23 protein-coding genes and 1 pseudogene are annotated in these 25,186 nt (G+C 42.4%); 4 read left to right on the top strand and 20 right to left on the bottom strand.

The features are described 5' to 3' along the window. Positions 1–142: 142 nt before the first annotated feature. The 5 genes from pnpS to citZ all read right to left on the bottom strand — a co-directional run bounded on the left by pnpS (position 143) and on the right by citZ (position 5,487). Positions 143–1,594, bottom strand: a complete 1,452-nt coding sequence (pnpS, locus tag FKZ59_RS08745; RefSeq protein WP_141602379.1) for a two-component system histidine kinase PnpS — start codon at positions 1,592–1,594, stop codon at positions 143–145. Next, on the bottom strand, positions 1,594–2,298 hold the full coding sequence (locus FKZ59_RS08740; protein WP_141602378.1) for a response regulator transcription factor: 705 nt from the start codon (positions 2,296–2,298) through the stop codon (positions 1,594–1,596). The genes pnpS and FKZ59_RS08740 overlap by 1 nt, the downstream gene beginning before the upstream one ends. Before the next feature lie 57 nt (positions 2,299–2,355). After that, positions 2,356–2,796: a MaoC/PaaZ C-terminal domain-containing protein gene (locus FKZ59_RS08735; protein WP_141602377.1), complete on the bottom strand. Its 441-nt coding sequence runs from the start codon at positions 2,794–2,796 to the stop codon at positions 2,356–2,358. A gap of 207 nt (positions 2,797–3,003) precedes the next feature. Further along, positions 3,004–4,269 (bottom strand): NADP-dependent isocitrate dehydrogenase, encoded by a 1,266-nt coding sequence (icd, locus tag FKZ59_RS08730; protein WP_141602376.1) that lies wholly within the window; start codon positions 4,267–4,269, stop codon positions 3,004–3,006. 102 nt (positions 4,270–4,371) lie between these two features. Continuing rightward, on the bottom strand, positions 4,372–5,487 hold the full coding sequence (gene citZ, locus FKZ59_RS08725; RefSeq protein WP_141602375.1) for a citrate synthase: 1,116 nt from the start codon (positions 5,485–5,487) through the stop codon (positions 4,372–4,374). Positions 5,488–5,755: 268 nt separating this feature from the next. Between citZ and FKZ59_RS08720 the strand changes: the two genes are divergently transcribed. Continuing rightward, a complete protein-coding gene (locus FKZ59_RS08720) occupies positions 5,756–6,727 on the top strand; it encodes an AI-2E family transporter (RefSeq protein WP_141602374.1) in 972 nt (323 codons plus the stop codon). Here the strand turns inward: FKZ59_RS08720 and FKZ59_RS08715 are convergent. From FKZ59_RS08715 to FKZ59_RS08680, 8 genes are all read right to left on the bottom strand, one after another. Continuing rightward, a complete protein-coding gene (locus tag FKZ59_RS08715; RefSeq protein ID WP_141602373.1) occupies positions 6,711–7,100 on the bottom strand; it encodes an FxsA family protein in 390 nt (129 codons plus the stop codon). The genes FKZ59_RS08720 and FKZ59_RS08715 overlap by 17 nt on opposite strands. A gap of 207 nt (positions 7,101–7,307) precedes the next feature. Next, a complete protein-coding gene (pyk, locus tag FKZ59_RS08710; RefSeq protein WP_141602372.1) occupies positions 7,308–9,068 on the bottom strand; it encodes a pyruvate kinase in 1,761 nt (586 codons plus the stop codon). Between the two features lie 27 nt (positions 9,069–9,095). Then, entirely contained in the window at positions 9,096–10,055 is a 960-nt protein-coding gene (pfkA, locus tag FKZ59_RS08705) for a 6-phosphofructokinase (protein WP_141602371.1), read from the bottom strand. A 153-nt stretch (positions 10,056–10,208) separates the two neighbouring features. Further along, positions 10,209–11,159: an acetyl-CoA carboxylase carboxyltransferase subunit alpha gene (locus FKZ59_RS08700; protein WP_408057480.1), complete on the bottom strand. Its 951-nt coding sequence runs from the start codon at positions 11,157–11,159 to the stop codon at positions 10,209–10,211. 4 nt (positions 11,160–11,163) lie between these two features. Further along, complete coding sequence (gene accD, locus FKZ59_RS08695) at positions 11,164–12,036, bottom strand: acetyl-CoA carboxylase, carboxyltransferase subunit beta (protein ID WP_141602369.1); 873 nt, start codon at positions 12,034–12,036, stop codon at positions 11,164–11,166. Between the two features lie 15 nt (positions 12,037–12,051). Next, the gene (locus FKZ59_RS08690; protein WP_246045852.1) at positions 12,052–12,762 is read right to left on the bottom strand and encodes a FadR/GntR family transcriptional regulator; all 711 of its coding nucleotides are present in this window, start codon (positions 12,760–12,762) and stop codon (positions 12,052–12,054) included. A 129-nt stretch (positions 12,763–12,891) separates the two neighbouring features. After that, entirely contained in the window at positions 12,892–15,963 is a 3,072-nt protein-coding gene (dnaE, locus tag FKZ59_RS08685) for a DNA polymerase III subunit alpha (RefSeq protein ID WP_141602368.1), read from the bottom strand. An 18-nt stretch (positions 15,964–15,981) separates the two neighbouring features. Continuing rightward, the gene (locus FKZ59_RS08680; protein WP_141602367.1) at positions 15,982–16,926 is read right to left on the bottom strand and encodes a DHH family phosphoesterase; all 945 of its coding nucleotides are present in this window, start codon (positions 16,924–16,926) and stop codon (positions 15,982–15,984) included. A gap of 99 nt (positions 16,927–17,025) precedes the next feature. Between FKZ59_RS08680 and FKZ59_RS08675 the strand changes: the two genes are divergently transcribed. Further along, positions 17,026–17,337, top strand: a complete 312-nt coding sequence (locus FKZ59_RS08675) for a YtpI family protein (protein WP_141602366.1) — start codon at positions 17,026–17,028, stop codon at positions 17,335–17,337. A gap of 53 nt (positions 17,338–17,390) precedes the next feature. On the opposite strand, the gene FKZ59_RS08670 is transcribed toward FKZ59_RS08675, so the two are convergent. Both FKZ59_RS08670 and FKZ59_RS08665 read right to left on the bottom strand, forming a co-directional pair. Then, the gene (locus FKZ59_RS08670) at positions 17,391–18,698 is read right to left on the bottom strand and encodes a DRTGG domain-containing protein (protein ID WP_141602365.1); all 1,308 of its coding nucleotides are present in this window, start codon (positions 18,696–18,698) and stop codon (positions 17,391–17,393) included. A gap of 169 nt (positions 18,699–18,867) precedes the next feature. Then, positions 18,868–19,548, bottom strand: coding sequence for a metal-dependent hydrolase (locus FKZ59_RS08665; RefSeq protein WP_141602364.1), 681 nt, complete (start codon positions 19,546–19,548; stop codon positions 18,868–18,870). A 135-nt stretch (positions 19,549–19,683) separates the two neighbouring features. Between FKZ59_RS08665 and FKZ59_RS08660 the strand changes: the two genes are divergently transcribed. Beyond that, on the top strand, positions 19,684–20,778 hold the full coding sequence (locus FKZ59_RS08660) for a M24 family metallopeptidase (RefSeq protein ID WP_141602363.1): 1,095 nt from the start codon (positions 19,684–19,686) through the stop codon (positions 20,776–20,778). Positions 20,779–20,814: 36 nt separating this feature from the next. Here FKZ59_RS08660 and FKZ59_RS08655 read toward each other — a convergent pair whose 3' ends face one another. The 5 genes and pseudogenes from FKZ59_RS08655 to ald all read right to left on the bottom strand — a co-directional run bounded on the left by FKZ59_RS08655 (position 20,815) and on the right by ald (position 24,286). Then, positions 20,815–21,531, bottom strand: coding sequence for an ABC transporter ATP-binding protein (locus FKZ59_RS08655; protein ID WP_141602362.1), 717 nt, complete (start codon positions 21,529–21,531; stop codon positions 20,815–20,817). After that, complete coding sequence (locus FKZ59_RS08650; RefSeq protein ID WP_141602361.1) at positions 21,524–22,297, bottom strand: ABC transporter ATP-binding protein; 774 nt, start codon at positions 22,295–22,297, stop codon at positions 21,524–21,526. The genes FKZ59_RS08655 and FKZ59_RS08650 overlap by 8 nt, the downstream gene beginning before the upstream one ends. Continuing rightward, a pseudogene (locus tag FKZ59_RS08645) lies at positions 22,287–22,841 on the bottom strand (branched-chain amino acid ABC transporter permease). Before FKZ59_RS08645 ends, FKZ59_RS08650 begins: the two are co-directional and overlap by 11 nt. Then, positions 22,831–23,010 carry a hypothetical protein gene (locus FKZ59_RS08640; RefSeq protein ID WP_141602360.1) on the bottom strand — a complete coding sequence of 60 codons (180 nt, stop codon included), beginning with the start codon at positions 23,008–23,010 and terminating at the stop codon, positions 22,831–22,833. Before FKZ59_RS08640 ends, FKZ59_RS08645 begins: the two are co-directional and overlap by 11 nt. A 154-nt stretch (positions 23,011–23,164) precedes the next feature. Beyond that, complete coding sequence (gene ald / locus FKZ59_RS08635) at positions 23,165–24,286, bottom strand: alanine dehydrogenase (protein WP_141602359.1); 1,122 nt, start codon at positions 24,284–24,286, stop codon at positions 23,165–23,167. Between the two features lie 207 nt (positions 24,287–24,493). Between ald and FKZ59_RS08630 the strand changes: the two genes are divergently transcribed. After that, a complete protein-coding gene (locus FKZ59_RS08630) occupies positions 24,494–25,177 on the top strand; it encodes a hypothetical protein (RefSeq protein ID WP_141602358.1) in 684 nt (227 codons plus the stop codon). Positions 25,178–25,186: the final 9 nt, after the last annotated feature.

Here is a 25,186-nt window from a genome sequence, read left to right as displayed (position 1 = left end):
CGAAAATGCGATAAAAATACAAAAAACCGCCAAAAAAGGCGGCTTTTTTGATAAGAGGACAAATCCTGATTGAATAGGGGTTTCACTATAGTACTATAAATGCCTAGTATGAAGTTTTCATTACAGGATTGTAAAAAGAATGTTAATTTTCCCTGTATAAAGGAATCTTTACCCTCATACATGTTCCTTTGCCCACTGTGCTTTCCACTTCTATTTTTCCCCGATGGGCTTCCACCAAGTGTTTCACAATGGCAAGGCCTAAACCGGTGCCTCCCGAATTTCTGCTGCGGGCCTTATCCACCCGGTAGAACCTTTCAAAAATTCTCGGAATTTCACTTTTTTCAATGCCGATTCCTTCGTCCTCCACTTCAACGATTCCATGGTCTCCATCTTCTTTGATTCTTAATGTGATCACCGTATGAGGAGGGGAATAGGTAATGCTGTTTGTTATAAGATTTGTGAAAATTTGAATCAGGCGGTTTTTGTCGCCGAACACTTTGATATCCCGTTGAATATCCACATCAAATTCCATGTTTTTTTCATCCATTTTTGGACTCGTCACTTCAACCGCCCGAATCAAGACATCTTTCAGACTTGTCGGCTCCAATTGCACCTTGAAACCATGCTGTTCAATTTTTGACAGCTCCAATAAGTCCTGAATCAAAACTTGAAGGCGGTTGCTTTCCTGATAAATGATCTCCAAAAAGGAAAGGAGCATCTTTTCATCTCTGTACGCCCCATCCAGCAACGTTTCAGAAAAACCCTTAATCGAAGTAATTGGAGTCCTGAGTTCATGTGAAACATTCGCCACAAAATCCTTTCGAATCTGTTCCAGACGTATTAATTCGGTGATATCATGCACCACAATCACGATTCCGAGCCATCGTCCATGTTCCCCTACAACGGGCGCCCCATATACTTGTTTGTATATTTTTTCGTTGTTTATTTCCATTTCAATTTGCTTCCGATAAGGCAGCTCCGTTAAAAACACTTGGTCAATAAATTTCTCCAATTCCCGTGGCAGACCGAGGGATAGAAAGTTCCTTCCCTCCACTTCAAGGAAGGTCAAATGAAATTCTTCCAAAAAAAGGGCGTTGGCGATGGAAACGGTCCCTTCCCTGTCAATCATGATGAGAGCACTGCCCATATTTTCGATTAACGTTTTTAGGCGCTCCTCTTCAATTTCCCTCATCTTTTCAATTTCTTGAAGATTGCGGGCCAATATATTGATGGATTTCCGCAATTCAAGGATCGTTGCCGGACCGTTCGCATATGACCTTGCGAGATAATTTCCCTTTATTAATTCACGGGCCGTTTGGGTTACATTTTCAATCGGATTGAGCAATTCCTGAATGAGGCGATTTCCGATGTATGCAATGAGCAAAAACGCGATGAGCAACAGGAGCGCAAGGACAAAGGCAAACTGAATTTTCAATTCATCAATTTGTTCTTCGGTAAAGGGAATATGATTTGTTAAAAAAATTTTTTCCATAAGGAAAGGAAATAGCTGACCCAGTACAATGCCAAGGACAGCTATGACCGAACCGGTTAACGCAATGAAAATAAAAAACAAGCGATTACTAGGCAGCTTCATCATTTCGGCTCCTCAAATTTATAACCGATTCCCCTTATTGTTTTGATAAACTTCGGTTTCCGGCTATTCTCTTCAATTTTATCCCGCAAATGGCTGATATGAACGTCAACGATCCGCGTATCCCCCATAAAATCATAGTTCCATACGGCGCTTAACAATTGTTCACGGGTCAACACGCGATTTTTGTTTTCCAATAAATAAACAAGCAATTCAAACTCTTTCGGTGTAAATTCAAGGGGGTGTTTATCTAAAAACGCTTCAAATCGGTCCGGATAAACCTCCAGATTGCCAAACTGATAATATTTCTTTTTTTCCTGTTCATGCTGCGCTGGATGGAAACGGCGCAAAACCGCTTTAACACGGGCGATGACTTCCCTTGGACTGAAAGGTTTTGTCATATAGTCGTCGGCACCTAATTCAAGCCCCAACACTTTATCAAACTCATCGTCCCGGGCTGTCAACATAATGATGGGAATGTTTTTCTTTTGTCCCCTCAATTCTTTGCAGATTTCGATCCCATCCATCGTGGGCAACATAAGATCTAATAAGATCAAATCCGGCGATTCGTTTAAGGCAATTTCCAATCCTTCTTTTCCGTCATTGGAAACTAAAACTTCATACCCTGCACGTTCCAAATTATATTTCAGCAATGTCGCAATAGGTGCTTCATCTTCTACGACTAAAATAGTTTTTTTGTCTGTCATTTTTTCCTCCATCAAGTGCGTAATGATTTGAAACCCCCATTTCAAACCAGGAATTTGTTATTTCATTGGAGGGAAAACTTTGAAGATTCCTTGCAATACAAGCTGATGCTTTTTGTTCATTCCATTGACTTGAATCATCACAAGGTTGTTTTCATAATCAATTTGTTGAACTTCCAACAAAATTTCGATGGTTTCATAATGATATACCGGTTCCAAGTTTATTAAATTCTGTTCCCGGATATGCGAACCTGGACCGGGCAAATATTTCGAAATGGCGCTTGTTACAATCCCATTCAACATGATTGGCGGGACAATCGGTTTTTTGAAGGCTGTCTCTTTGGCATATTCATGTTGAATGTACAAAGGATTGCTGTCATTGGTTAAACCCAAGTATAATAGCAAATCTTTGTCTTCTATGGTTTCAACCAAGTGGATCCTTTCGCCGACAGTCAGTTCATCAATTTTTTTACCGGTCTTGGTTCTAGCCCCTTTTAACAATTGAACGATTCCCCCTAAATATTAACATCAGTTCCATAGTATCATTTTTTTCAGAAAATAGCTACAATAATAGCAAATCTTGCGATGTTGCGGCAAATATTGCCGAATTCAACAGATTCTATGAGAAAATGAAAAAGATCGCCCCCGTTGCAAGCCTGGGACGACCTTTTGATCATATACGGTAAAATTCCGAACATATTTTAGAGATTAAAGATTTTTGATAACAGCATCTGCAAATTCAGAGCATTTTACTTCAGTTGCGCCTTCCATTAAGCGGGCGAAGTCATAAGTTACCACTTTGGAAGCGATTGTTTTCTCAATTGCATTAATGATTAAGTCAGCAGCTTCTTTCCATCCAAGGTGTTCGAACATTAACACACCGGAAAGAATTACGGAAGATGGGTTAACTTTATCTAAACCTGCATATTTAGGTGCAGTTCCGTGAGTTGCTTCGAAGATGGCATGTCCAGTTACATAGTTGATGTTGGCACCTGGAGCGATACCGATACCGCCAACTTGTGCAGCCAATGCGTCAGAGATGTAGTCACCGTTCAAGTTCATTGTAGCCACAACGTCGAATTCTTTTGGACGAGTTAATACTTGTTGCAAGAAGATGTCTGCAATTGTATCTTTAATGATAATTTTGCCGGCTGCTTCTGCTTCCGCTTGGGCTTCGTTTGCAGCTTCTACACCTTTTTCCGCTTTGATGCGGTCGTATTGTTCCCAAGTGAATACTTTATCGCCGAATTCACGCTCAGCTAATGCGTAACCCCATTTTTTGAATCCGCCTTCTGTGAATTTCATGATGTTACCTTTATGAACTAAAGTTACAGATTTGCGGCCTTCGCGGATTGCATATTCAATTGCGGCGCGAACGAGGCGTTCAGTACCTTCGATGGAGATTGGTTTAATACCGATAGCTGAAGTTTCAGGGAAGCGGATTTTCTTTACGCCGAATTCGTCTTGAAGGATTTTAATCAATTTTTTCGCTTCTTCTGATTGCGCTTCATATTCGATTCCAGCGTAAATATCTTCTGTGTTTTCACGGAAGATAACCATGTCTACATATTCAGGGTGTTTTACAGGAGATGGCACGCCTTGGAAGTAACGTACTGGACGCAAGCATACGTACAAGTCTAATTGTTGACGCAATGCTACGTTAAGAGAACGGATTCCTCCACCGACAGGAGTTGTAAGAGGACCTTTGATGGCGATCAAATATTCGCTGATTGTGTCCAAAGTTTCTTGTGGCAACCATTCGCCAGTTAGCTTATATGCTTTTTCTCCGGCAAGAACTTCTTTCCATTGGATTTTTCTTTCGCCGTTATATGCTTTTTCAACAGCTGCATCGAATACGCGAACAGCGGCTGCCCAGATATCTGGTCCTGTACCGTCTCCTTCGATGAAAGGAATGACAGGGTTGTTAGGAACTATTAATTTACCATTTTCTACTGTAATTTTACCGTTAGTCATGTATGTTGCCTCCTATATTCATAAGTCTAGGACTGTGTCATGCAACACAGTCCTAGTGTATTTTAGCATATTTTCTAGAAATTTTCTCTCACCATTTATAAATTATCTTTCGTCAATTGGGATATATTTTTGATGTTTTGGTCCAACATATTCTGCACGTGGACGGATTAAGCGGTTGTTCGCATATTGTTCAAGGATGTGGGCAAGCCATCCTGAAGTACGGGATACAGCAAAGATAGGAGTGAATAAATCATGCTCAATATCAAGCGAATCATAAACTGATGCCGAGAAGAAGTCAACGTTGGCTGGAAGACCTTTTTCTCTTACTACGATATCATGAATTTTCACTGACATTTCATATAATTCAGGTTTGCCTTTAAGCGCAGTCAATTTTTCGCTCATTGCACGCAAGTGTTTCGCGCGTGGGTCTCCTTTGCGATATACGCGGTGACCGAATCCCATAATTTTTTCTTTATTTTTTAATTTGTTCATGATATAAGGTTCAACGTTTTCGATTGAACCGATTTCAGTAAGCATTTTCATTACTTGTTCGTTTGCTCCGCCATGAAGAGGACCTTTTAATGCGCCGATTGCTGCTGTGATTCCGGAATATACGTCTGATAATGTCGCTACACAAACACGGGCAGTGAATGTAGATGCGTTCAATTCATGGTCAGCATGCAACACTAGCGCTTTATTGAATGCTTCCACTTCGATTGGATCCGGTTCTTTGCCGTGCAACATGTAGAGGAAGTTAGCAGCATATCCTAATTCAAGTTTTGGAGCAACAGGCTCTAAACCTCTGCGTACGCGAGAGAATGCGGCTACGATTGTCCCGATTTTCGCTTGGATGCGGATCGCTTTGCGATAGTTGGCATCTTCGCTCATTACATCCGCTTCATCATCGTATGCGCTCAACAAAGAAACAGCTGTACGCAATGCAGCCATTGGATGAACTTTGTCTAGTGGCATTGCTCTGAATAAATTTATAATTTGCTGAGGAATTTCTGCGTTTTCGGCAAGTTGTTGTTTAAGTTCTTCCAATTCTTCTCTATTTGGCAGGCGTTGATGCCACAATAGATAAATCACTTCTTCGAAAGAAGAGTTTTCAGCCAAATCATCGATGCTATACCCTACATATGTAAGTGTATCATCGATAATTGAACTGATTTTAGATTCAGCAGCAATAATACCTTCTAATCCGCGTGTTGCTGTCATAAAAAATCGCTCCCTCTCTTAAAATTTAATGAGTGTCAGTCCCACCTTGTAAGTGCTTTCTTTTTCTTCTATGAGACTTACGGTCGTTTCGCTCAAAATGAACCTATTATTAAATCGCTTACAACGACTATTATAATAAATTTTGACGGCTTTGTGAATAATTTTTCAAAAATAAAGAAAAAACCGCATTTGCAATAAAAATGTTGATTTTTCGAGAATATTTTCGTTTTAACGAGATTATATTTACTTAAACCAGGGGTGATCCGCATTGCAATTGAATAAATTTTCTGTTTATTCTAACAAAAATATTCTCCAATTTTTTGTCCTCGTCCTATATTTTGTGCTGCTTTGGCTGGTATTGCCGATTTCCCTTGCCATTTTCTTTGCGTATTTATTATATCCGATGATCCAATTTTGCCATCAACGATTGAAACTACCTTATATCATAAGCGCCATCATTATATCTATATTTATTTTTATATCATTTTATTCCTTTTTTTATATTACAATTCAAAGCATTATAGCCATTTATCCCGAAATCAAAAAGCAGGTGGAAGAACTTCAGCTATTTGATTCCGAATACATGATTATTTTAGAAAACATTTTTAAACAATCATTGAAATATATCGATACCGCCCTTATGGGAATGGCTAGTTATTTGCAGGATATCTTCCAGTATTTGTTTGAAATATTTATTTTTTTCGTAGCTTTCTTCTTTGCCATATTCGAATCCAAAAGGGACCGGCACTGGTTTTTTATCTATGTTCCAAAACAATACCGCACCATTTGGAAAAAGTATTTTGCGAAAGCAACCAGTTTATTCAGCTATTTTTTGTTCGTGAATTTTCAATTGTTTATAATCACTTTCTTTCTGCTCAGCATTGGACTTGCACTGCTGCGATTTGAAAATCCGGTCAACAAAGCGTTTTTGATTTCTTTCGCGGATGTTTTGCCGTTTTTCGGTATCGGTCTGTTTCTGATCCCTATTTCGATTTACTTTTTTGCAATCGGGGAAAAGTTTTTGAGCCTGGCCATATTATTGCTCTATATTTTTATACAAATTACAAGGCAGCTTACCGAATCATTGCTGTGGGCATCCACTTTTCAATTGCGGACGGTCCACACCTTTCTCATCAGCGCGGCATCCATTTTGCTGTTCGGCGTATATGGAATTTTGCTCAGTCCGTTTTTCTTGTTGATTGCCGTGAAAATAAAACAAAAATCTATCTCTGGATTATAATCACATGTTTATTTTCCATTTTTTTTCGAATCCACTCGATTATTACAGGTTTATACATTTTTCTTGTCCATGGAAGAACCAATGTCATGGCAATTAAATCCGAAATAAATCCGGGCATCAAGAACAATACCCCTCCCAAAAAAACCAAAAATGCATCAATCATTGCATGTCCGGGTGGTTCTCCCCTATAAATGCTTTCCTGTATATTTTGAATGGATTTCAACCCCTGATTTTTCGTGATGGCAATCCCTGCCAAACTTGCCAGTATGATGAGGAGCAATGTAGGGAAAACTCCCAGCCAATTCCCGACAACAATAAACATCGCAATTTCAAACAGAATAAACGCGATAGAAGCGAAGAAGATTTTTTTCAACGACTACCCTCCATTAAAGTAATTTTCCTTTACAAAATTTTATTACGAAAATATAGAAAAAAGTTTCAGTGTACTAAAAATCTTTCGGCAAGTTTCCTCTCAATATTCCCTTTTCACGATGTTTCCATCACGGTATTGATTAATTGACCAAAACAGGGCTGTTAAAAAGTGTTTACTTTTTAGACAGCCCTTCTACTCATTAATTGCTTATAGGACACTTGCGTGACCTTTATAAATGACTCCCGTTTCCGCATCCATCGTAATTTCCTGGCCATGACGGATGATGGATGTCGCCTCTTTCACACCTACGATGACAGGGATTCCCAAACTTAAACCAACTACTGCCGCATGGCTTGTCAATCCGCCTTCTTCCGTAATAATGCCAATGCATTTCTCAATTGCCGGCATCATTTCCCGGTCCGTTCCGACGGTTACGAGAATTTTTCCTTCCACATCATATGCTTGCGCTTCTTCCGCGTTTTTCACAACAACCGCCTTTCCTACCACCGATTGTTTGCCGATTCCTTGGCCGCGGGCTAACAGGTCGCCGATTACATGGACTTTCATCAAGTTTGTCGTTCCTGATTCGCCCACAGGAACTCCCGCAGTGATAATGACAACATCTCCATGGTTTACATAACCATATTTCAGCGCTTCGTCCACCGCCAATTCCAATATTTCATCCGTTGTCTTCGCTTTATGGGTAACAATCGGATAGACACCCCAAACAAGCGTCAATTTTTGCGCTGTTGAAGGGTTATCCGTAATGGCGATAATCGGCACGCCTGGACGATATTTGGCGATCAATTTGGCCGTCACACCGCCCGCTGTCGGCGCAAGCACCGCTTTTACCCCCAAATTAATGGATGTGTGTGAAACCGCCTGGGAAAGGGCTTCTGTCATCGTAGTTTCTTTTTCGCGGCTTCTCGTTTGGACAATCGCACGATAATCCAACGAGTTTTCCGTAAATTCCGCTATTCTGTTCATCGTTTTTACCGATTCCACAGGATAAAGGCCGGCAGCCGTTTCTCCCGAAAGCATGATCGCATCCGTTCCGTCGAGGATTGCGTTTGCTACGTCGCTTGCTTCTGCACGGGTTGGCCGAGGATTGCGCTGCATGGAATCCAGCATCTGGGTTGCCGTAATGACCGGTTTCCCCAATTGATTGCATTTTTTTATCAACGCTTTTTGTACAAGAGGGACTTCTTCCGCAGGAATCTCCACCCCTAGATCACCCCGGGCAACCATTAATCCGTCGGACACTTCGATGATTTCGTCGATATTGTCCACGCCTTCCCGGTTTTCTATTTTAGGGATGATTTGAATGTGCCCTCCGCCGTTTTGTTCGAGAAGCTCCCGGATTTCCAACACATCTTTTGCGGTACGGACGAAGGAAGCGGCGATAAAATCTACTCCTTGTTCAATTCCAAATAATATGTCCTTTGCATCTTTTTCCGTGATGCCAGGCAGTTTGATGGAGACCCCCGGCACATTTACACCTTTTTTGTTTTTCAACACCCCGGCATTTTCAACAATAGTATGAATTAATCCTTTTTCATAATCTTTGGCTAGCACCCGCAATTGAATAAGTCCGTCATCCAATAAAATAATATCGTTTTGGTCGACATCATAAATTAATTTGTCATACGTTACGGAAAAACAAGTCTCGTCCCCGAGGACTTCCTTCATCGAAATATCAATGACTTGTCCCGTTTGCAAGTGAACTTCCCCGTTTTTCATATCGTGTGTTCTGATTTCGGGACCTTTTGTATCGAGCAGGATGCCGACAATTTTATTTAATTTATTGGCAACATCCCGTATCGTCGCAATCCGCATTGCATGTTCTTCATGGGTTCCGTGGGAAAAGTTCAGTCTCGCAACATTCATTCCTGCTTTTATAAGTTCTTCCAGAACCTCGGGAGATTCACTTGCAGGTCCGATTGTACAAACGATTTTTGTCTTTCTCATATCCATTCTCTCCATTTTCAGTTTGATTTATATTGAAAGTTCTTTTGATAAAGTATATAAGCCGCTAGTATTTTTCTGTTCCGTTTTAAAAATCTCCTGTAAATCATAATCATATAATTGATTATTTTTTATACCGACGGCGCGTCGGGTCTTTCCTTCCAATAACAGTTCCACTGCAAAGGCGCCAAATCGGCTTGCCATGACCCGGTCATAGGCCGATGGCGAACCCCCCCGCTGAATATGGCCTAACACGGTAATCCTCATATCGATTCCTGATTTTTCCTTTAGCATGCGTGCAAGTTCCGAGGCGGGCATTACCCCTTCGGCGACGATGATGATGCTATGTTTTTTCCTGCGAGCTTCTCCGCGTTTTATGCGCGCAATGATTTCATCTATATCATAGGGTTCTTCTGGAATGATAATGGATTCGGCCCCTGCAGCAAGTCCTGACCATAAAGCGATATTTCCGGAATGTCTGCCCATTACTTCAATAATGAAAGTATTTTCATGGCTTGTTGCTGTATCCCGTATTTTGTCAACGGCATTCACAACCGTATTTAACGCCGTATCAAAGCCGATGGTATATTCCGTGCCTGGAACATCATTATCGATCGTTGCAGGAACACCAATACATTTTAATCCCAAATCCGCCAATGCGTAAGCCCCGCGGAAAGAGCCGTCCCCACCAATCACAATCAGCCCTTCAATTCCCGCATCCTTCATTTTTTCTATCCCCTGCAATTGATATTTTTGTTCCTTAAATTTGGCGCATCGGGAAGAATACAATTTCGTTCCGCCTCGCTGAATGATGCCGCCAACGGAGCCCAAATCCAACAATTCCATTTTACCTTGAATAAATCCCTCATATCCATGATATATTCCATAAACTTCGACACCATGATAATTTGCTTTTCGAACGACGGCACGAATGGCCGCATTCATGCCGGGTGCATCACCGCCGCTCGTTAATACTCCAATTCTTCTCACGTATCTCCCTCCAATGTTTACAATAACATAAAAAAATTCCATTGGAACTAGAAACTTCAATCTGTTCATTTAACATTCATTATAAAATAAAATGACAAAATCCATGGATAGTTGGATTTTGTCATTTCCTTGGAGAATTTTCTTCACATCCCGTTAAACGGATTCTTCAATAAAATCCCCTATTTTCCGGAATTTCTCGTACCGGTCCCGAATAATTTCTTCTTCCGACATGGCCGATAATTCATCAAGCCCTTTTTTCAAATATTGCTTTAAAATGTTTGCTTGTGTTTCCGGATCGCGATGGGCCCCTCCTGTCACTTCAGGGATAATTTCATCTATGATTCCCATTTTTTTCAAGTCTTGGGCCGTTATTTTCATCGCTTCAGCCGCCTGTTTTGCAAGGGCGGCATCCTTCCACAAAATTGAAGCGGCACCTTCAGGGGAAATGACGGAGTATGTGGAATTCTCCAGCATATAGATGCGGTTGGTCACCCCCAGCGCCAATGCACCACCGCTTCCTCCTTCCCCAATGACAACGCAGATGACAGGCACTTTCAAGCCGGCCATTTCAAACAAATTTCTTGCGATGGCTTCGCTTTGCCCACGTTCTTCCGCAGCTTTCCCTGGATAAGCCCCTTTCGTATCGATAAAACAAATAATAGGACGGCGAAATTTTTCCGCCTGCTTCATTAAACGCAATGCTTTTCGGTAACCTTCCGGATGGGGCATCCCAAAATTCCGCCGTATGTTTTCCTTGGTTGCTTTCCCGCGCTGATGTCCAATGACCGTGACAGGTTGGCCATCAAAAAACGCGATTCCTCCAACAATTGCTTCATCATTGCCAAAACAACGGTCGCCATGGAGTTCGATAAAATCCGTAAATATTTTTTCTATATAATCCAGCGTTGTCGGACGTTCCGGATTTCTCGCAACCTGCACCCGGTCCCATGGTTCCATGTTTGAATAAATTTTCAACTCCAATTGGTGCAAACGTTCTTCCAATGTTCTGATTTCTTCGGACATATCCACATCCGCCGACTTCGCCAGTTCCCTCAATTCCTCAATTTTTTGTCTCAGCTTAATAATCGGTTCTTCAAAAGACATCGACTTAGACACCAGAAACTCCCCCTCTCTTGTGCAATTTCACAATCGTCGCCACTTTATCCCGCATTTCCTTTCGATGGAAAATTGCGTCCAATTGGCCATGGGCTAATAGAAATTCTGCGGTTTGAAAATCATCAGGCAATTTTTCCCGAACCGTCTGCTCAATCACCCTTCTACCGGCAAAACCGATGAGGGCTTTCGGTTCGGCAATGTTGATATCTCCCAAAGAAGCAAAACTTGCAGAAACGCCGCCAGTCGTCGGATCTGTCATGATGGAAATAAACAGCAATCCTTCCTCGCTATGGCGTTTTAAAGCAACGCTTGTTTTCGCCATTTGCATCAAAGAAATGACGCCTTCCTGCATCCGGGCACCGCCGCTTGCGGTAAAGATGATGAAAGGCACTTGCATTTCAGTCGCTTTCTCGATGGCGCGGGTAATTTTTTCACCCACTACAGAGCCCATTGAACCCATGCGGAAATGGGAATCCATCACCGCTACAACGACTTTTTCTCCCTTTAATGTTCCGCTGCCGGTGAGCACCGCTTCAGAAAGTCCCGTCTTCTTCATGTCCGCTTCCACTTTTTCGATATAGGATGGGAAATTTAAAGGATTTGTCGTACGCAAATGCTCGTCAAACGGTGTAAATGTTTCCGGATCCAGGAAAGAGTCGATTCTCTCCCAAGCGGTCATTTTAAAATGATGATCACAATTAGGGCATACTTTCAGATTCGTTTCCACTTCTTTTGTCAGAAAGATTTTTCGGCATGATGGACATTTCGTCATCAAATCCGCCGGAAACGAGCTTTCTTTTTTCGGATTGGCGAGAGCCCCTTTCGTCTTTTTTCTGTTTATAGTCAGCAAATTTTTTATTGCCACACTTTTTCCTCCTAATTAATCATTTTTATCATCATGTTTTTTCAAATAATCCATCCATTCACTATATGCTTCTAATGCTTCCTTTTCATATCCAAGCTGCAATGACTTCAAAAGCCTTTGTAAAATGGGCTTTTCTTCCTCTGTAGTGACTTTTCTTAATGAACCTGCGCTATAAGCGGCGAGTTGAATCCATATTCTCAAAGCCAGCCGGTTTTCAGAAGCGATCATAAGTTCACGCAAAATATGGTCCCGAATAACATCTGTTTCCAATTCGATATTCAAAAACAAGCTTTCCCATACGGGAAGTTCTCTTAATCTTTCATTTGAACAAATAATGCGGATGGCTTCCCTTTCATGAATTTCCCTCGTTTTATGAACGTCTTGGATCGACTGGTTCTCCTGCAGGATAAAGGTCGCCAACAATTCAACCAACCGGTATTGCTGGGAGGAAGCCAAAAACGTCCCTCCCCCGTGGCGGGTTTCGATAATTCCAAGCAGCTCCAGGCTGCGCAACGCTTCTCTCACTGAAGAACGTCCAACGCCCAACATTTCGGATAAAACTCTTTCGGAGGGAAGTTTATCCCCGGGTTTTAGTTTTTGGGTAATGATGATGTCCTTCAATTTACTAACGATTTCCAAAAAGACCTTTTTATTTTCTTGTTTTTCATTCATGTCCACTTTAGATTTTTTTAACAACCCCTTATATCGAGCATTCATTCTATCCATAATAAGTATATGCCTCTTCAAAAGTGGTCAGACCACTTTTGTTCCAGTTTACAAAATGTCTTCCGATTTGTAAAGAAAAAACTGTGCAAAATTGCACAGTTTTCGTAATTCCTGTATAAAATTATCTCGTTATTGAATGAATTTTATTATTTTTACGACGATTTGCGGCTGATTGAAGCGGTATTGCACTTTCCCTTCCATATACACCATTGCGTCTTCCTTGATCCATCCAAGGCAGTCATTATACAGTTTCGGGAAGATTGTGGCCGAAATTGCACCAAACTCATCTTGCACTTGGACAAAAGCCATCAGTTCCCCTTTTTTCGTGCGAATTTGGTGAATGGACTCGACCATCCCCACCAATTTAACATACGCATCTTGGGGAGCGCTTTTTACAAGAAGCGTATTTGTATTCACTTGTATTCGTTTTCGGACATTTGTGGCAGGATGTTCGGATAAATAAAATCCAAATACTTCCTTTTCAAATTGCAATTTGATCTTATCCGGCATCGGTTCTGCTTCCTGGTATTTGGGCTTGCCAAATAAAGAAGTTTGCGAAGCGAACAAATCATCTTCATCCGTCGGACGGGCAATTTTAGCATGCTTTTCCGCCGCTTCAATCGTCGCAAGAAGCGTTGCCCGATCCTTTCCGAAGTCATCGAGCACCCCCGCCTTAATCAATGATTCGATTGATTTGCGGTTAAAATGCTTGCCGCTTAAAGAAACGGCCAAATCGAACAAATCATGAAACTCTCCTTGCTCCTTTCGGGCCTGTATCAATTTTTGCAAAAATGATTGGGAAAGGCCCGATATGGCAGACAAACCGTATCGGATCTTTCCATTTTCCACGGTGAACCCCCGGCTGCTTTTATGAAGGGAAGGGCGCAAAACGGTTATGCCTTTGCTTCGGGCTTCGACAATAAACGAGAACAATCTTTCCTGGTTTCCCGCTGCAAAGGTCATCATGACCGCATAGAATTCCAATGGGAAATTGGCCTTTAAGTAGGCCATCTGGTAAGAAATCATGCTGTATGCCACCGCATGGCTTTTCGCAAACCCGTAATCGGCGAACCGGACAATCTGTTCGTACACCGATTCGGCCACTTCCTTGCCATATCCATTTTTTACTGCCCCATTGACAAAAGCCTTTCTCTGCTCTTCCAGCACTTCCCGTTTTTTCTTGCTCACCGCGCGTCTCAGCAAGTCGGCCTGCCCCAAAGAAAACCCTGCTAATCGATGGGCGATTTGCATGATTTGTTCCTGATACACAATGATTCCATACGTTTCCCCCAAAATCGGCTCCAAATCCGGATGGGGCATCACAACAGGCTCCAACCCTTTTTTTCTTCTCGCATAAACCGGTATAAATTGCATCGGTCCGGGTCTGTAAAGGGCATTGACTGCAACAATATCGGAAAAACGGGTAGGAACAATTTCCCGCAATGCATTTCTCATGCCTTCCGATTCCAACTGGAAGATCCCCAATGTATCCCCATGCTGCAACAGTTCAAACGTTTTCCGGTCATCCAATGGAATTTCATTTAAATCAATGTATATATTTCGGTTATAATGAATCATTTTTAGAATTTGTTCAATCATTGTTAAATTGCGCAGCCCCAGGAAGTCCATTTTTAACAAGCCCATCTGTTCCACTTCCTGCATTGGCCATTGGGTGATGAAAATCCCGTCATGCCCCTTTTCAATTGGTACCACTTCCACCAATGGCATTGGGCATAATACCACCCCTGCGGCATGGGTGGATGCATTTCTGGGCAACCCTTCCAACTTTAATGCCGTTTCAAACCAACGTTTTCGGATGGGTTCCTCCCCGATCCATTTTCTGAACGGTTCGCTTGCGTCGTAAGCTTCTATTAACGTGATGCCCAATCTATTTGGAATCAGGCGGGAAATCATTTCCAAGGTTTCCGGTTCAAAATTGAACATCCTTGCAACATCCCTGGCGACGGCTTTTGCAGACAAAGTTCCGAAGGTGATGATTTGCGCCACATGTTTTTCCCCATATTTTTTTGCAACATATTGAATGACTTCGTGCCGTCTTGTATCCACAAAGTCTATATCGATATCCGGCATTGAAACCCGCTCAGGATTTAGAAAACGTTCAAACAAAAGCCCGTAACGAATCGGATCCACCTGGGTAATGTATAAAGAATAAGCAACGAGCGAACCTGCTGAAGATCCTCTTCCGGGCCCCGTCAAAATTCGCTGCTCCCGGGCATAATTCATAAAGTCTGCCACAATTAAAAAATAATCTGCAAAGCCCATCGAACAGATGATTTCCAATTCATGGTCCAGGCGGTCAAGATAGACTGGATCCGGGACATCCGTTTTTAACCTCTCTTTTAATCCTTTTATGGCCAATGCTTTCAGCACCTTTTCCGCACTTTGTCCTGCAGGCAAAGGATATTTGGGCATGATGTGCCCCTTCGATTCGATATCCGCATGGCAGCCGGAAAGCATTTTCCTGCTTTCTTCCAGCCATTCCGGATGATCATGAAACCATTCCATCCATTCGCTTCCGGTCGGAGTATAATGGTGTTCTTCTTCACTCATTTGCATTTGTTCGCTTAGCTTGATTCCCTGATCGATGCTTCGTGCAACCCGATAGCTGAATGCGTCTTCCCGTTTTAAATAGAGGCATTCATGAAGGGCCATAATGGGGATGTTAAATGTTTCCCCCAAACGGATAATTTCGTCCTCGGCAGGTGATTTTTCCCCTTCGCCCCGGGAAACTCCAATCCATATCCGTCCACGAAAAACTCCTTGCAAAATTTCAATGGAGGAAACATGCTTCAACCAGATGGCATGATCTTTGTCAGCCGGAATCACCACACAGATTCCCTTTGAATAGCCTTTGAGCCACTTGAACGGCAATTGTTCATCCTCCGTGATGGCTATACTGCTGGAAATCTTTAAGAGATTTTTATATCCATCGTTGTTTTGGGCGTAAATCAGGAGGGGCAGAACGATCCCTTCAAACCGTACTTGTACCGAAAGACCGGCGACCGGATGAATCCCCGCCTTTTTTAAACCATGGTAAAAAGGCAAAAGCCCGTACAATTTGGAATTGACAATTGCACAAGCTTCTGCCTTTTGTTCAACTAAAAAAGGGATGAGTTCCTCCAAACGGATCGTACTTTTTAATAAATCCGCGCTTGTACGTACTTGTGGGTAAACGGACAATCTGCATCCCTCCTGAATTTATCGGTACTCTTTGCAAAGTTGTTGTAAATCCGCAATGACCTGTTCCGCTTCTTCCCATGAATGGACGGTTGCCCCTGCCGCCAGAGGATGTCCGCCGCCATTGTATTTTTTTGCAAGCTGGTTCACAACGGGACCCTTTGAGCGCAGTCTTACACGGATCTCATTCGGTTCTTCAACAAACATGATCCATGCACGGACCCCTTTAATATTGCTGAGAGACCCTACCAAAGAGGAGGTTTCGGAAACCGTCACACCAAATTCTTCCAAAAGTTCTTTCGGAAGTTTGATATACGCGGCACCATTTTCATCCATTACAAAGTTTTGATACACGTACCCCTGCAATTTTAACAGGTTTGAATCCATCTCATACATGCCATTGAAAATTGCGTTGCGGTCGAATGGATAATTGATCAATTGCCCAGCAATTTCAAAAGTTCTTGTCGTCGTGCTTGGATATAAAAATCTCCCAGTGTCCCCGACAATTCCCGCAAAAAGGAATTTCGCGCCATTTTCAGACAACTTCCAATTTTTATATTCCCGGCCTTCTTCATACAATTCATAAATCATCTCGCTGCAAGAACTGGATCCTGTATTGACCCATAACAAATCCCCATAGGCGTCATCATTTGGATGATGATCGATTTTTATGAGAAAATCTCCTCGGGAATACCGATCGTCATCGATTCTGCCGGTATTTGCGGTATCGGTTACAATGACAAGAGCACCTTTGTATTCTTCATCGGAAACGGTATCCGGACAGCCCAGATAAGAGAGACATTCATCATGGGTGCCAACCGCATACACTTTTTTGTCCGGATAGTTATCTTGAATTAACGCTTTTAATCCAAATTGGGATCCGTAAGCATCCGGGTCTGGACGGATGTGCCGGTGAATGATGATAGTGTCATATTGTTCAATTTTGTCAATGATTTGTCTTTTCAAATGATTACCCTCCACATACGCAAAAAATTTTTTTAGTATATTAGCATTTTTACAAAAAAATCGTTACAATAATTTTAGTTTGTTTAGGAGGTTCTGAAAATGCTAAATGCAATTTTTGTTACACTTATTATCGCTTCATTTGCCGCCTATTTTTACTTTAAAACAAAACAATTTCGATCCACTTTGCCAATCCAGAAAAAATGGTATAAAGCAAAAGCCGGAGTTGCATTGGGCCTCTTTGTTGTATTTTTCGGCTTAAACACATTCGTTGTCCAAGATACATTATTAGGCTATATTGTGGGCGCGGTTTTTGTAATTGTGGGACTCGTAGAATCCTACTATAGCTTCAAAAGGGCAAAACATGAAGGAAAATTTGTTCAGGAAGAATATGAATTAAATAAACAGCAATAGTAAGAAATGCGCTTTGAAAAAGTTGTCCATTCTCTTTGGACAACTTTTTTGCATTACCGGTCAAGCAGCTGGAAGGTGGCCATCGCTTTTCCGACAAGCATGTCTTCGAGAAATACATCAAAATCCATTTTCACGAATTTTCTACTCATATCCAGGATATGCGGCACCACTTTCAGCACGCTGTCCATTTGGATTGGCTTGATATAATAGGTTGAAATATTCTCCAGTACGGCATCTCCACGTTTCCTTCTTTTTAATGCAATTAACCCGACCTCCGTAAGCAGAGTGGTGAAAGCGCCGTAAGAAACTGCCCCATATTGGTTTGTCATTTGCGGCGTCACCGTAAATTCGACTACGACATCTTCGGTGCCGAGCACTTTCATTTCACTTTTCACAATGTCATCAATCGTTTCGCCATGTTGAGGCTGATGCTGGGATGTCTGCAGCGCCTTTAATACGTCCTGGCGGCTGATGACCCCCTGCAAGTAGCCGTCATCATTGACGACAGGAAGCAGATCAATCCCTTCCCAAACCATCCGGTGCCCTGCCGAAGCGACGCTTGTCTTCATTGAAACGGAAATCGGGTGTTTTGTCATGACTTTATCAATCAGCTCTTTTTCGTCTTTCCCGATCACGTCTTTTGCCGTCACGATTCCGACCAATTTATTGTTCTTTGAAACAACCGGGAAAGCGCCGTGGTTTGTGTGCGCATTTAAAGCGTGGAAATCTGCCACCGTCTGCCCGCTTCTAAGTTTTGCCGTCTCCTCCAAAGGTACATAAATATCTTCAATCAATAAAATATCTTTTTTAATTAGCTGGTCATAGATGGCACGGTTAATCATCGTCGCAACGGTAAATGTATCATAGCTGGATGAAATAATCGGAAGCTCCAATTCATCCGCAAGCTTTTTATTTTCTTCCGTTGTATCAAAACCGCCCGTAATCAATACGGCCGCGCCCGCTTTTAAAGCGTTGGTGTGCGCTTTAAAACGGTTGCCGACAATGAGGAGGCTTCCCGGATCCGTATAGCGCATCATATCTTCCAGCTGCATCGCGCCGATGACAAATTTATTTAAAGTTTTATGTAACCCCGCTTTTCCACCGAGCACTTGCCCATCTACGATATTGACGATTTCCGCAAAAGTCAGCCGCTCAATATTTTCCTTCTTTTTCTTTTCAATCCGAATCGTTCCCACCCGTTCAATGGAACTTACCAGACTGCGATTTTCGGCTTCTTTGATGGCACGGTAAGCCGTCCCTTCGCTTACCTGCATTTCTTTCGCGATTTGCCGGACCGATATTTTTTCGCCAATAGGTAGTGACTCGATATATTGCAAGATCTTCTCATGTTTCGTTGACATCGATATCACCTATTTTCATCGTACTTTCTCCTCCAATAGTGTAACACATTTCAAGTATGTATTGAAAAAAATAAGAAAGCGGGCATGGTATTTTTCAATGAAATGCCTTCTTCCATAACCCGCTTTCCAATTTTAATCTTTTTGATGAGCCTGTTTCACATATAACGAATTAAGGCAATTCGACTTTTTGGCCCGGCTCTAATATTTGCACTTTGCTATTTTTCACTAATTTTGCAAACTCGTTAGGATCTTGCTTGATTAATGGGAAAGTATTGTAGTGAATCGGCACAACCGTTTTCGGTCTCAATAATTCGACCGCATATGCCGCATCTTCAGGCCCCATCGTGAAATTATCGCCGATAGGCAAGAAAGCGACATCAATATTATTGCGGTCGCCAATCAATTTCATATCGCCAAACAGCGCAGTATCGCCGGCGTGGTAAATTGTCAGCCCTTCCGCAAAGAATAAAATGCCTCCAGGATTTCCTGCATTCACGACTTCCGTTTCGGTTTCATATGTGGAACCGTGGAAAGCGAGGGTATATTTCACTTTACCGAACGGGAACTGGTACGCGCCGCCAACGCCCATCGGATGCGCGTTTACCCCCTGTTTTTGCAAATAAACGGCCAATTCATTCAATGCCACTACTTGTGAATTATTTGCTTTTGCAAGGGCAATCGTGTCTCCCACATGGTCGTTATGTCCATGAGTCAACAAAATGACATCCGGTTTTTCTTCTTCCGCTTTTAAATCAGTTAATGGGTTTCCCGTAATGAAAGGGTCAATTAAAATTGTTGTACCATTTGTTTTAATTTTCACGACGGCATGTCCATGGTAAGAGATTTCCATTCTATTAATTCCCCCTTTATATAATTAAAATCCACTTGAATATTTCTACAAATCCTTAAATTTTCCTTCTTTTTGCTATACTATTACTGTATGATTTCAAATGATGCCGGAAAATCCAACATTGGAGGAAATTTCATGGACAAACGTATCAAAAAAATCCAATCTTATTTAAAGGAAAACCGCATTGATCTTGCTTTTGTAACAACCCCGGACAATATCTTTTATTTTTCGGGCTTTCGGAGCAATCCGCATGAAAGGTTATTGGGATTGGTCATTTTCCAAGATATCGACCCTTTCATGATTTGTCCGAAAATGGAAGTTTCGGATGCAAAGGCCTCCGGTTGGCCATTTGATGTGATTGGCCATAGCGACACGGATCAGCCTTGGGAACTATTAGCAAATGAAATTCAATCCCGCGCAAAAGAAATTTCGGCATTCGCCATCGAAAAAGGACATTTAACCGTCGAGAGATATGAGGCCCTTCAATCCCGTTTTCCCCATGTCCGGTTTGTTTCAATTGATGAACAAATCAATCGGCTTCGAGTAATTAAAGATGAGGTTGAAATTGAAAAATTGAAAAAAGCGGCCGAACTTGCCGATTTTGCCATCGAAGTCGGTGTCAACGCGGTAAAAAAAGGCATTACGGAACTGGAAATCGTGCACATCATCGAAAATGCCATCAAAGAGAAAGGCTGCTCCATGTCATTTGAAACGACGGTATTATCAGGTCCGAAAGCGGCTTCACCCCATGGCACTCCCGGAAACCGGAAAATTCAAAAAGGCGATTTTGTGCTGTTTGATTTAGGAGTGGTTTATGAAGGATACTGTTCCGATATTACGCGCACGGTCGCTTTTGGAGAGATTACAGAAGAACAACGGAAAATATACGAAACTGTAAAACGTTCAAACGAAGAAACCATCAAAGCCGTAAAGCCCGGCGTCCGCTGCATGGATTTAGATAAAATTTCCCGGGACATAATTACGGAAGCCGGATACGGCGAATACTACACCCATCGTTTAGGCCACGGACTCGGCATTTCGGTTCATGAATTTCCATCCGTTGCAGGAACGAATGAATTGCCGCTCAAACCGGGGATGGTGTTTACGATCGAGCCCGGCATTTATAAAGCGGATACAGCTGGCGTCCGCATAGAAGACGACGTTGTTGTAACAGAAGATGGGGTTGAAGTATTGACAAAATATCCAAAAGAACTGATCATCGTCCGCTAAATTAAAAGAGCTTCCCAGGCAGGAAGCTCTTTTGCATTAAACTGCGGCAGATTTTTTCCCCAGATACGCTTCGACAATCCGTTCATCTTTCAATAATTCTTCCGCCGTTCCCTCCGCAATAATCTTTCCGGTTTCCATGACATAACCATAATCCGCAATTTTCAAAGCTTGTTTTGCGTTTTGTTCCACCAGCAGCACGGTCGTTCCTTCTTCTTTGATGTCCTTGATGATTTTATAGATTTCGGCAACGATGATCGGCGCCAGGCCCATAGACGGTTCATCCAGCAATAGCAGCTTTGGTTTTGAAAGCAACGCACGGGCAATCGCAAGCATTTGTTGCTGTCCTCCCGAAAGGGTTCCGGCCAATTGATTTTGGCGTTCCTCCAATATCGGAAAGCGCCTCATCACATTTTGGATATCATTTTTCACTCTGCTGTCCTTTCGGTGATATGCCCCCATTTCGAGATTTTCCAGAACCGTCATGCCCGCAAGAATCGCGCGACCTTCCGGAACAAGGGAAATCCCTTTCCTTAATAGTTGATGCGGACGCAATCCTGTCACATCTTCCCCCAAAAATTCAACGGTTCCTTGTTTCGGTTTTACTAATCCTGCAATCGTCCGCATCGTCGTCGATTTTCCGGCCCCATTGGCTCCGAGAAGCGCCACGATCTGCCCTTTTTCCACTTGCAAATGAATCCCTTTTAATGCCTGGATTTGTCCATAATATGTTTCGATGTTTGTCAACTTAAGCAATCGTCTCTTCCTCCTCTTTGCCGAGGTAGGCCTCAATCACTGCCGGATCGTTTTGAATTTCTTCCGGCGTTCCTTCGGCCAGCTTCTCCCCAAAGTTCAATACCGCAATCCGGTCGCACAACCTCATCACAAGGGACATATCATACTCGATGATTAGAATTGTAACGCCCATCGATTGGATCTTTTTGATCAATTCATACAAGTTTTCCGTCTCGGTTTCATTCATGCCTGCTGCCGGTTCATCAAGCAGCAAAAGCGTGGGACTGGCCGCTAATGCCCTCGCAATTTCCAATCTTCTTTGCTGGCCATAGGACAAATTTTCGGCAAACAGTTTTTCCATCTGCCCCAATCCAACCAGCTCCAACAATTCTTTCGCTCTTTCCATTAGGCGTTTCTCCTCATGTTTTTGCGATTTCATCCGGAAAACTCTCTTGAACACTCCGGATGAAAGCCTCGAATGCCCTCCGACCATTACATTCTGCAAAACCGTCATTTGCGGGAACAGGCGAATATTCTGATATGTCCTGCAAATCCCTCTTTCGGTGATTTTATATGGTTTTAAGCCGGTAATGTTTTCTCCTTTGAAATATACTTCTCCGCTGGTCGGTTCAACAAAATTGGTAATGCAATTGAACATTGTCGTTTTTCCGGCTCCATTCGGTCCGATCAATCCGTATACCTCGCCCTGCCGAATGGAAAAGGATATATCTTTGAGGGCCGTGATTCCTCCGTATCTTTTCGTAATATTCCTTACTTCAAGGACCATTCGCCGCTCCCCCTTCTGATGCGTTTTTTCCTTTCATTCGATAATACAACTGAAGGTCTAAAATCCCTTGAGGGCGGACCGCCATTAAAATGACCAGCATTATGCCGTAGAAAATATAACGATAATCGCTTAGGAAGCGCAGAGCCTCAGGAAGTAAAGTCAGAATGGTTGCCCCAAAGACGGAACCGATGACCACTTCGCTCCCTCCAAAAACGGTAAAGATTAAAATTTCCACTGCCCGGTGGTACGAAAAATCAGAGGGGGAAATATAGCCGACGGTATGCGCATATAGCGCCCCGGCAAGACCGGCTATGAAAGCTCCCTAGGCAAATGCCAGCACTTTATAATAAGTAAGATTGATTCCCATGGATTCCGCAGCTTTTTCATCCATCCGGATCGAAGAGAAAGCCCGTCCGATTCTTGAGTTTTGCTGACGAATCACAAACCATAAAATAATCAGCACGATAAGCGTCAACATCGCCGCAAGGGATAAATAAACAAATTGGTTATTTCTTAATCCGAAATCACCCGGTTCAATTCCCAATCCTTTTGCCAGATTCAACAACTCTCTTCCTAATTGCTGCATGGATGACGCCGTCTCCCGTTTCCTCCGTATTCGCAGACGTATCTTTTTCCCCGTCTCCGCATGCTGTTAAAAGAAGCAAGATCATCGCTGCAAATACAGTGAATAAAATGCGCTGGTACTTTTTCATCATGCTCCCCCTTAAACACCTTTCTATTAATTTGTTGTTTTTAAGTATAAAAATCTCTAATTTTCATTCTATTAATCGAATTTTAAAAATATTACAAAAAATAAACAAAATAAAAAAACTACTTGGAAACCAATTTTCCAAGTAGTAGATATTCTCATGGAAGCAGCAAAGTATCAACGGCAACATATTCCCGTTGTTGGGAATCCGCGACGGCTTTGTAGACAACATGTCCATTTAGCGTATTGAGCCCTTTTTTCAAAGCCTCATTTTCTAAACAAGCCTTTTTGAATCCCTTATTGGCTATCTGCAGCGCATATGGAACTGTCACGTTCGTCAACGCAATGGTCGATGTTCTCGGCACAGCGCCCGGGATATTCGGCACCGCATAATGCAGAACTCCATGTTTTTCAAAAATCGGCTTATCATGGGATGTCGGATTGTTTGCGGTAATTTCGGTGCTTCCCCCCTGATCGATGGCAATATCCACAATGACGGAGCCCGGCTTCATCTGTTTTACCATCTCTTCCGTCACCAATTTTGGAGCCCTTGCACCCGGAATCAGCACCGAACTGATGACCAGATCCGAATGTTTCACAGATTCGGCGATATTATATGGATTCGACATCAAGGTTTGAATGGAGGAGCCGAAAATATCCTCCAATTGACGCAAACGGTCCGGATTGACATCAATGATTGTCACATCCGCCCCCATTCCGATTGCAACCCGTGCGGCGCTGGTTCCGGCCACTCCACCGCCGATGATGGTCACTTTTCCCCTTGGAACACCGGATACGCCGCCCAATAAAATTCCGTTGCCTCCGTTCAGCTTTTCTAAAAAATGGGCCCCGATTTGCACGCTCATTTTTCCCGCCACTTCGCTCATCGGCGTCAGCAATGGCAATGAACCGTTCGGCAATTGGACTGTTTCATAAGCAATTCCGGTCACTTTTTTGTCCAAAAGCGCCTGCGTCAATTCGAATTCAGGGGCCAAATGCAGATAAGTAAACAGGATTTGCCCCTCATAAAAATACTGATACTCGCTTTTTATGGGCTCCTTTACTTTTAAGATGAGCTCCTGGGACCACGCTTCTTCCGCAGATTGTACAATTTTTGCACCCGCTGCAATATAATCCTCGTCGGTAAATGAAGATCCAAGTCCCGCTCCCGTTTCAATGTACACTTCATGTCCTGCGCTTGTTAAAGTAACCACCCCTGCAGGTGTCATGGCTACCCGATTTTCATTGTTTTTTATTTCTTTTGGTATTCCAATTTTCACAGAAATCTCCCATCCTTTGCTAGAATATTCAAAAAGAAGAATTGCTTTTATCCCTATTCTAACAATTGTGAAATTAAAATTAAAACGATAAAAATCGCCCCGAAGAAAATCCATCATACCCCCCGGATGCCCCAAGTAAAGCGATCCGCTTTATTTGGGGTTTTTTTTATAAAAAAGAGACGAAATAGAAAAAGGAGTATGAATGGAATGAAACACGTAATAATCATCGCAGCCAAAGATTATTCATGCTTGAAAAACAGAGACAATTGGGAGCTGTATGCTGAAGAACATGGTCTTCCTGATTATGAAACCATTAAAAGCGATTTTCAAAGTTGGAAACAATTTAAGAAAGAAGTGTATTTACTGATCGCCAAAAATCATCAAGATTATTTCTACACCCCGAAATATTGGGATGATTATGAAAGAAAACATCAGTTGCCGGAAGCAAAAAACTATCGCTCTTTATTTGGCAATTGGAAAACCGTACAAATGCTGGTGCATGAAGGTTTAACACCAGATGAAATTAAGAAAAAGTTTTTAATTTCCGTGGCCCAAAAATACCCACAATATTTGAATTCCCAAAAAGAATGGGATGCTTTTGCGGAATCTCATGATTTGCCGATTTCCGCCACATATAAAAATCACTTTTCTAGTTGGAGTAAAGTCGTGGAAATGGTGACCGGTAAGAAAGTCGAAGAAAAACGATATACAAAAGAAGAGCTTCTCTCCATTTTATCCGAACACAAAGCATATTTAATTACGCAGGAAACATGGACCCGAGTTCGACAGTCACTAGGCAAACAAAATGCCTCTCGCCCCTTGATACAAAAGGGATCGGAGGCATTTGGGCACACTTCGGGCGTGTATCTAGGTGCGAGGGTGGATGCCTAGAATCTTTGG

This window comes from Ureibacillus terrenus (assembly GCF_006569205.1).
GTDB classification, from domain to species: Bacteria; Bacillota; Bacilli; order Bacillales_A; family Planococcaceae; genus Ureibacillus; species Ureibacillus terrenus.
Note: the sequence above shows the minus strand (reverse complement) of the source record. Positions and strands in the feature narration are given on the sequence as shown.

Bases quoted from the DNA above. Each gene is read 5' to 3' on its own strand.
- citZ (WP_141602375.1), bottom strand. From the start codon at position 5,487: ATGACAGCAACACGCGGATTAGAAGGTATTATTGCTGCTGAATCTAAA.
- FKZ59_RS08700 (WP_408057480.1), bottom strand. From the start codon at position 11,159: ATGTCTTTTGAAGAACCGATTATTAAGCTGAGACAAAAAATTGAGGAA.
- icd (WP_141602376.1), bottom strand. From the start codon at position 4,269: ATGACTAACGGTAAAATTACAGTAGAAAATGGTAAATTAATAGTTCCT.
- FKZ59_RS08690 (WP_246045852.1), bottom strand. From the start codon at position 12,762: ATGGATAGAATGAATGCTCGATATAAGGGGTTGTTAAAAAAATCTAAA.
- FKZ59_RS08670 (WP_141602365.1), bottom strand. From the start codon at position 18,698: ATGTCAACGAAACATGAGAAGATCTTGCAATATATCGAGTCACTACCT.
- FKZ59_RS08660 (WP_141602363.1), top strand. From the start codon at position 19,684: ATGGACAAACGTATCAAAAAAATCCAATCTTATTTAAAGGAAAACCGC.
- FKZ59_RS08630 (WP_141602358.1), top strand. From the start codon at position 24,494: ATGAAACACGTAATAATCATCGCAGCCAAAGATTATTCATGCTTGAAA.
- pyk (WP_141602372.1), bottom strand. From the start codon at position 9,068: ATGAGAAAGACAAAAATCGTTTGTACAATCGGACCTGCAAGTGAATCT.
- FKZ59_RS08740 (WP_141602378.1), bottom strand. From the start codon at position 2,298: ATGACAGACAAAAAAACTATTTTAGTCGTAGAAGATGAAGCACCTATT.
- FKZ59_RS08675 (WP_141602366.1), top strand. From the start codon at position 17,026: ATGCTAAATGCAATTTTTGTTACACTTATTATCGCTTCATTTGCCGCC.
- FKZ59_RS08640 (WP_141602360.1), bottom strand. From the start codon at position 23,010: ATGAAAAAGTACCAGCGCATTTTATTCACTGTATTTGCAGCGATGATC.
- FKZ59_RS08665 (WP_141602364.1), bottom strand. From the start codon at position 19,548: ATGGAAATCTCTTACCATGGACATGCCGTCGTGAAAATTAAAACAAAT.
- FKZ59_RS08650 (WP_141602361.1), bottom strand. From the start codon at position 22,297: ATGGTCCTTGAAGTAAGGAATATTACGAAAAGATACGGAGGAATCACG.
- pnpS (WP_141602379.1), bottom strand. From the start codon at position 1,594: ATGAAGCTGCCTAGTAATCGCTTGTTTTTTATTTTCATTGCGTTAACC.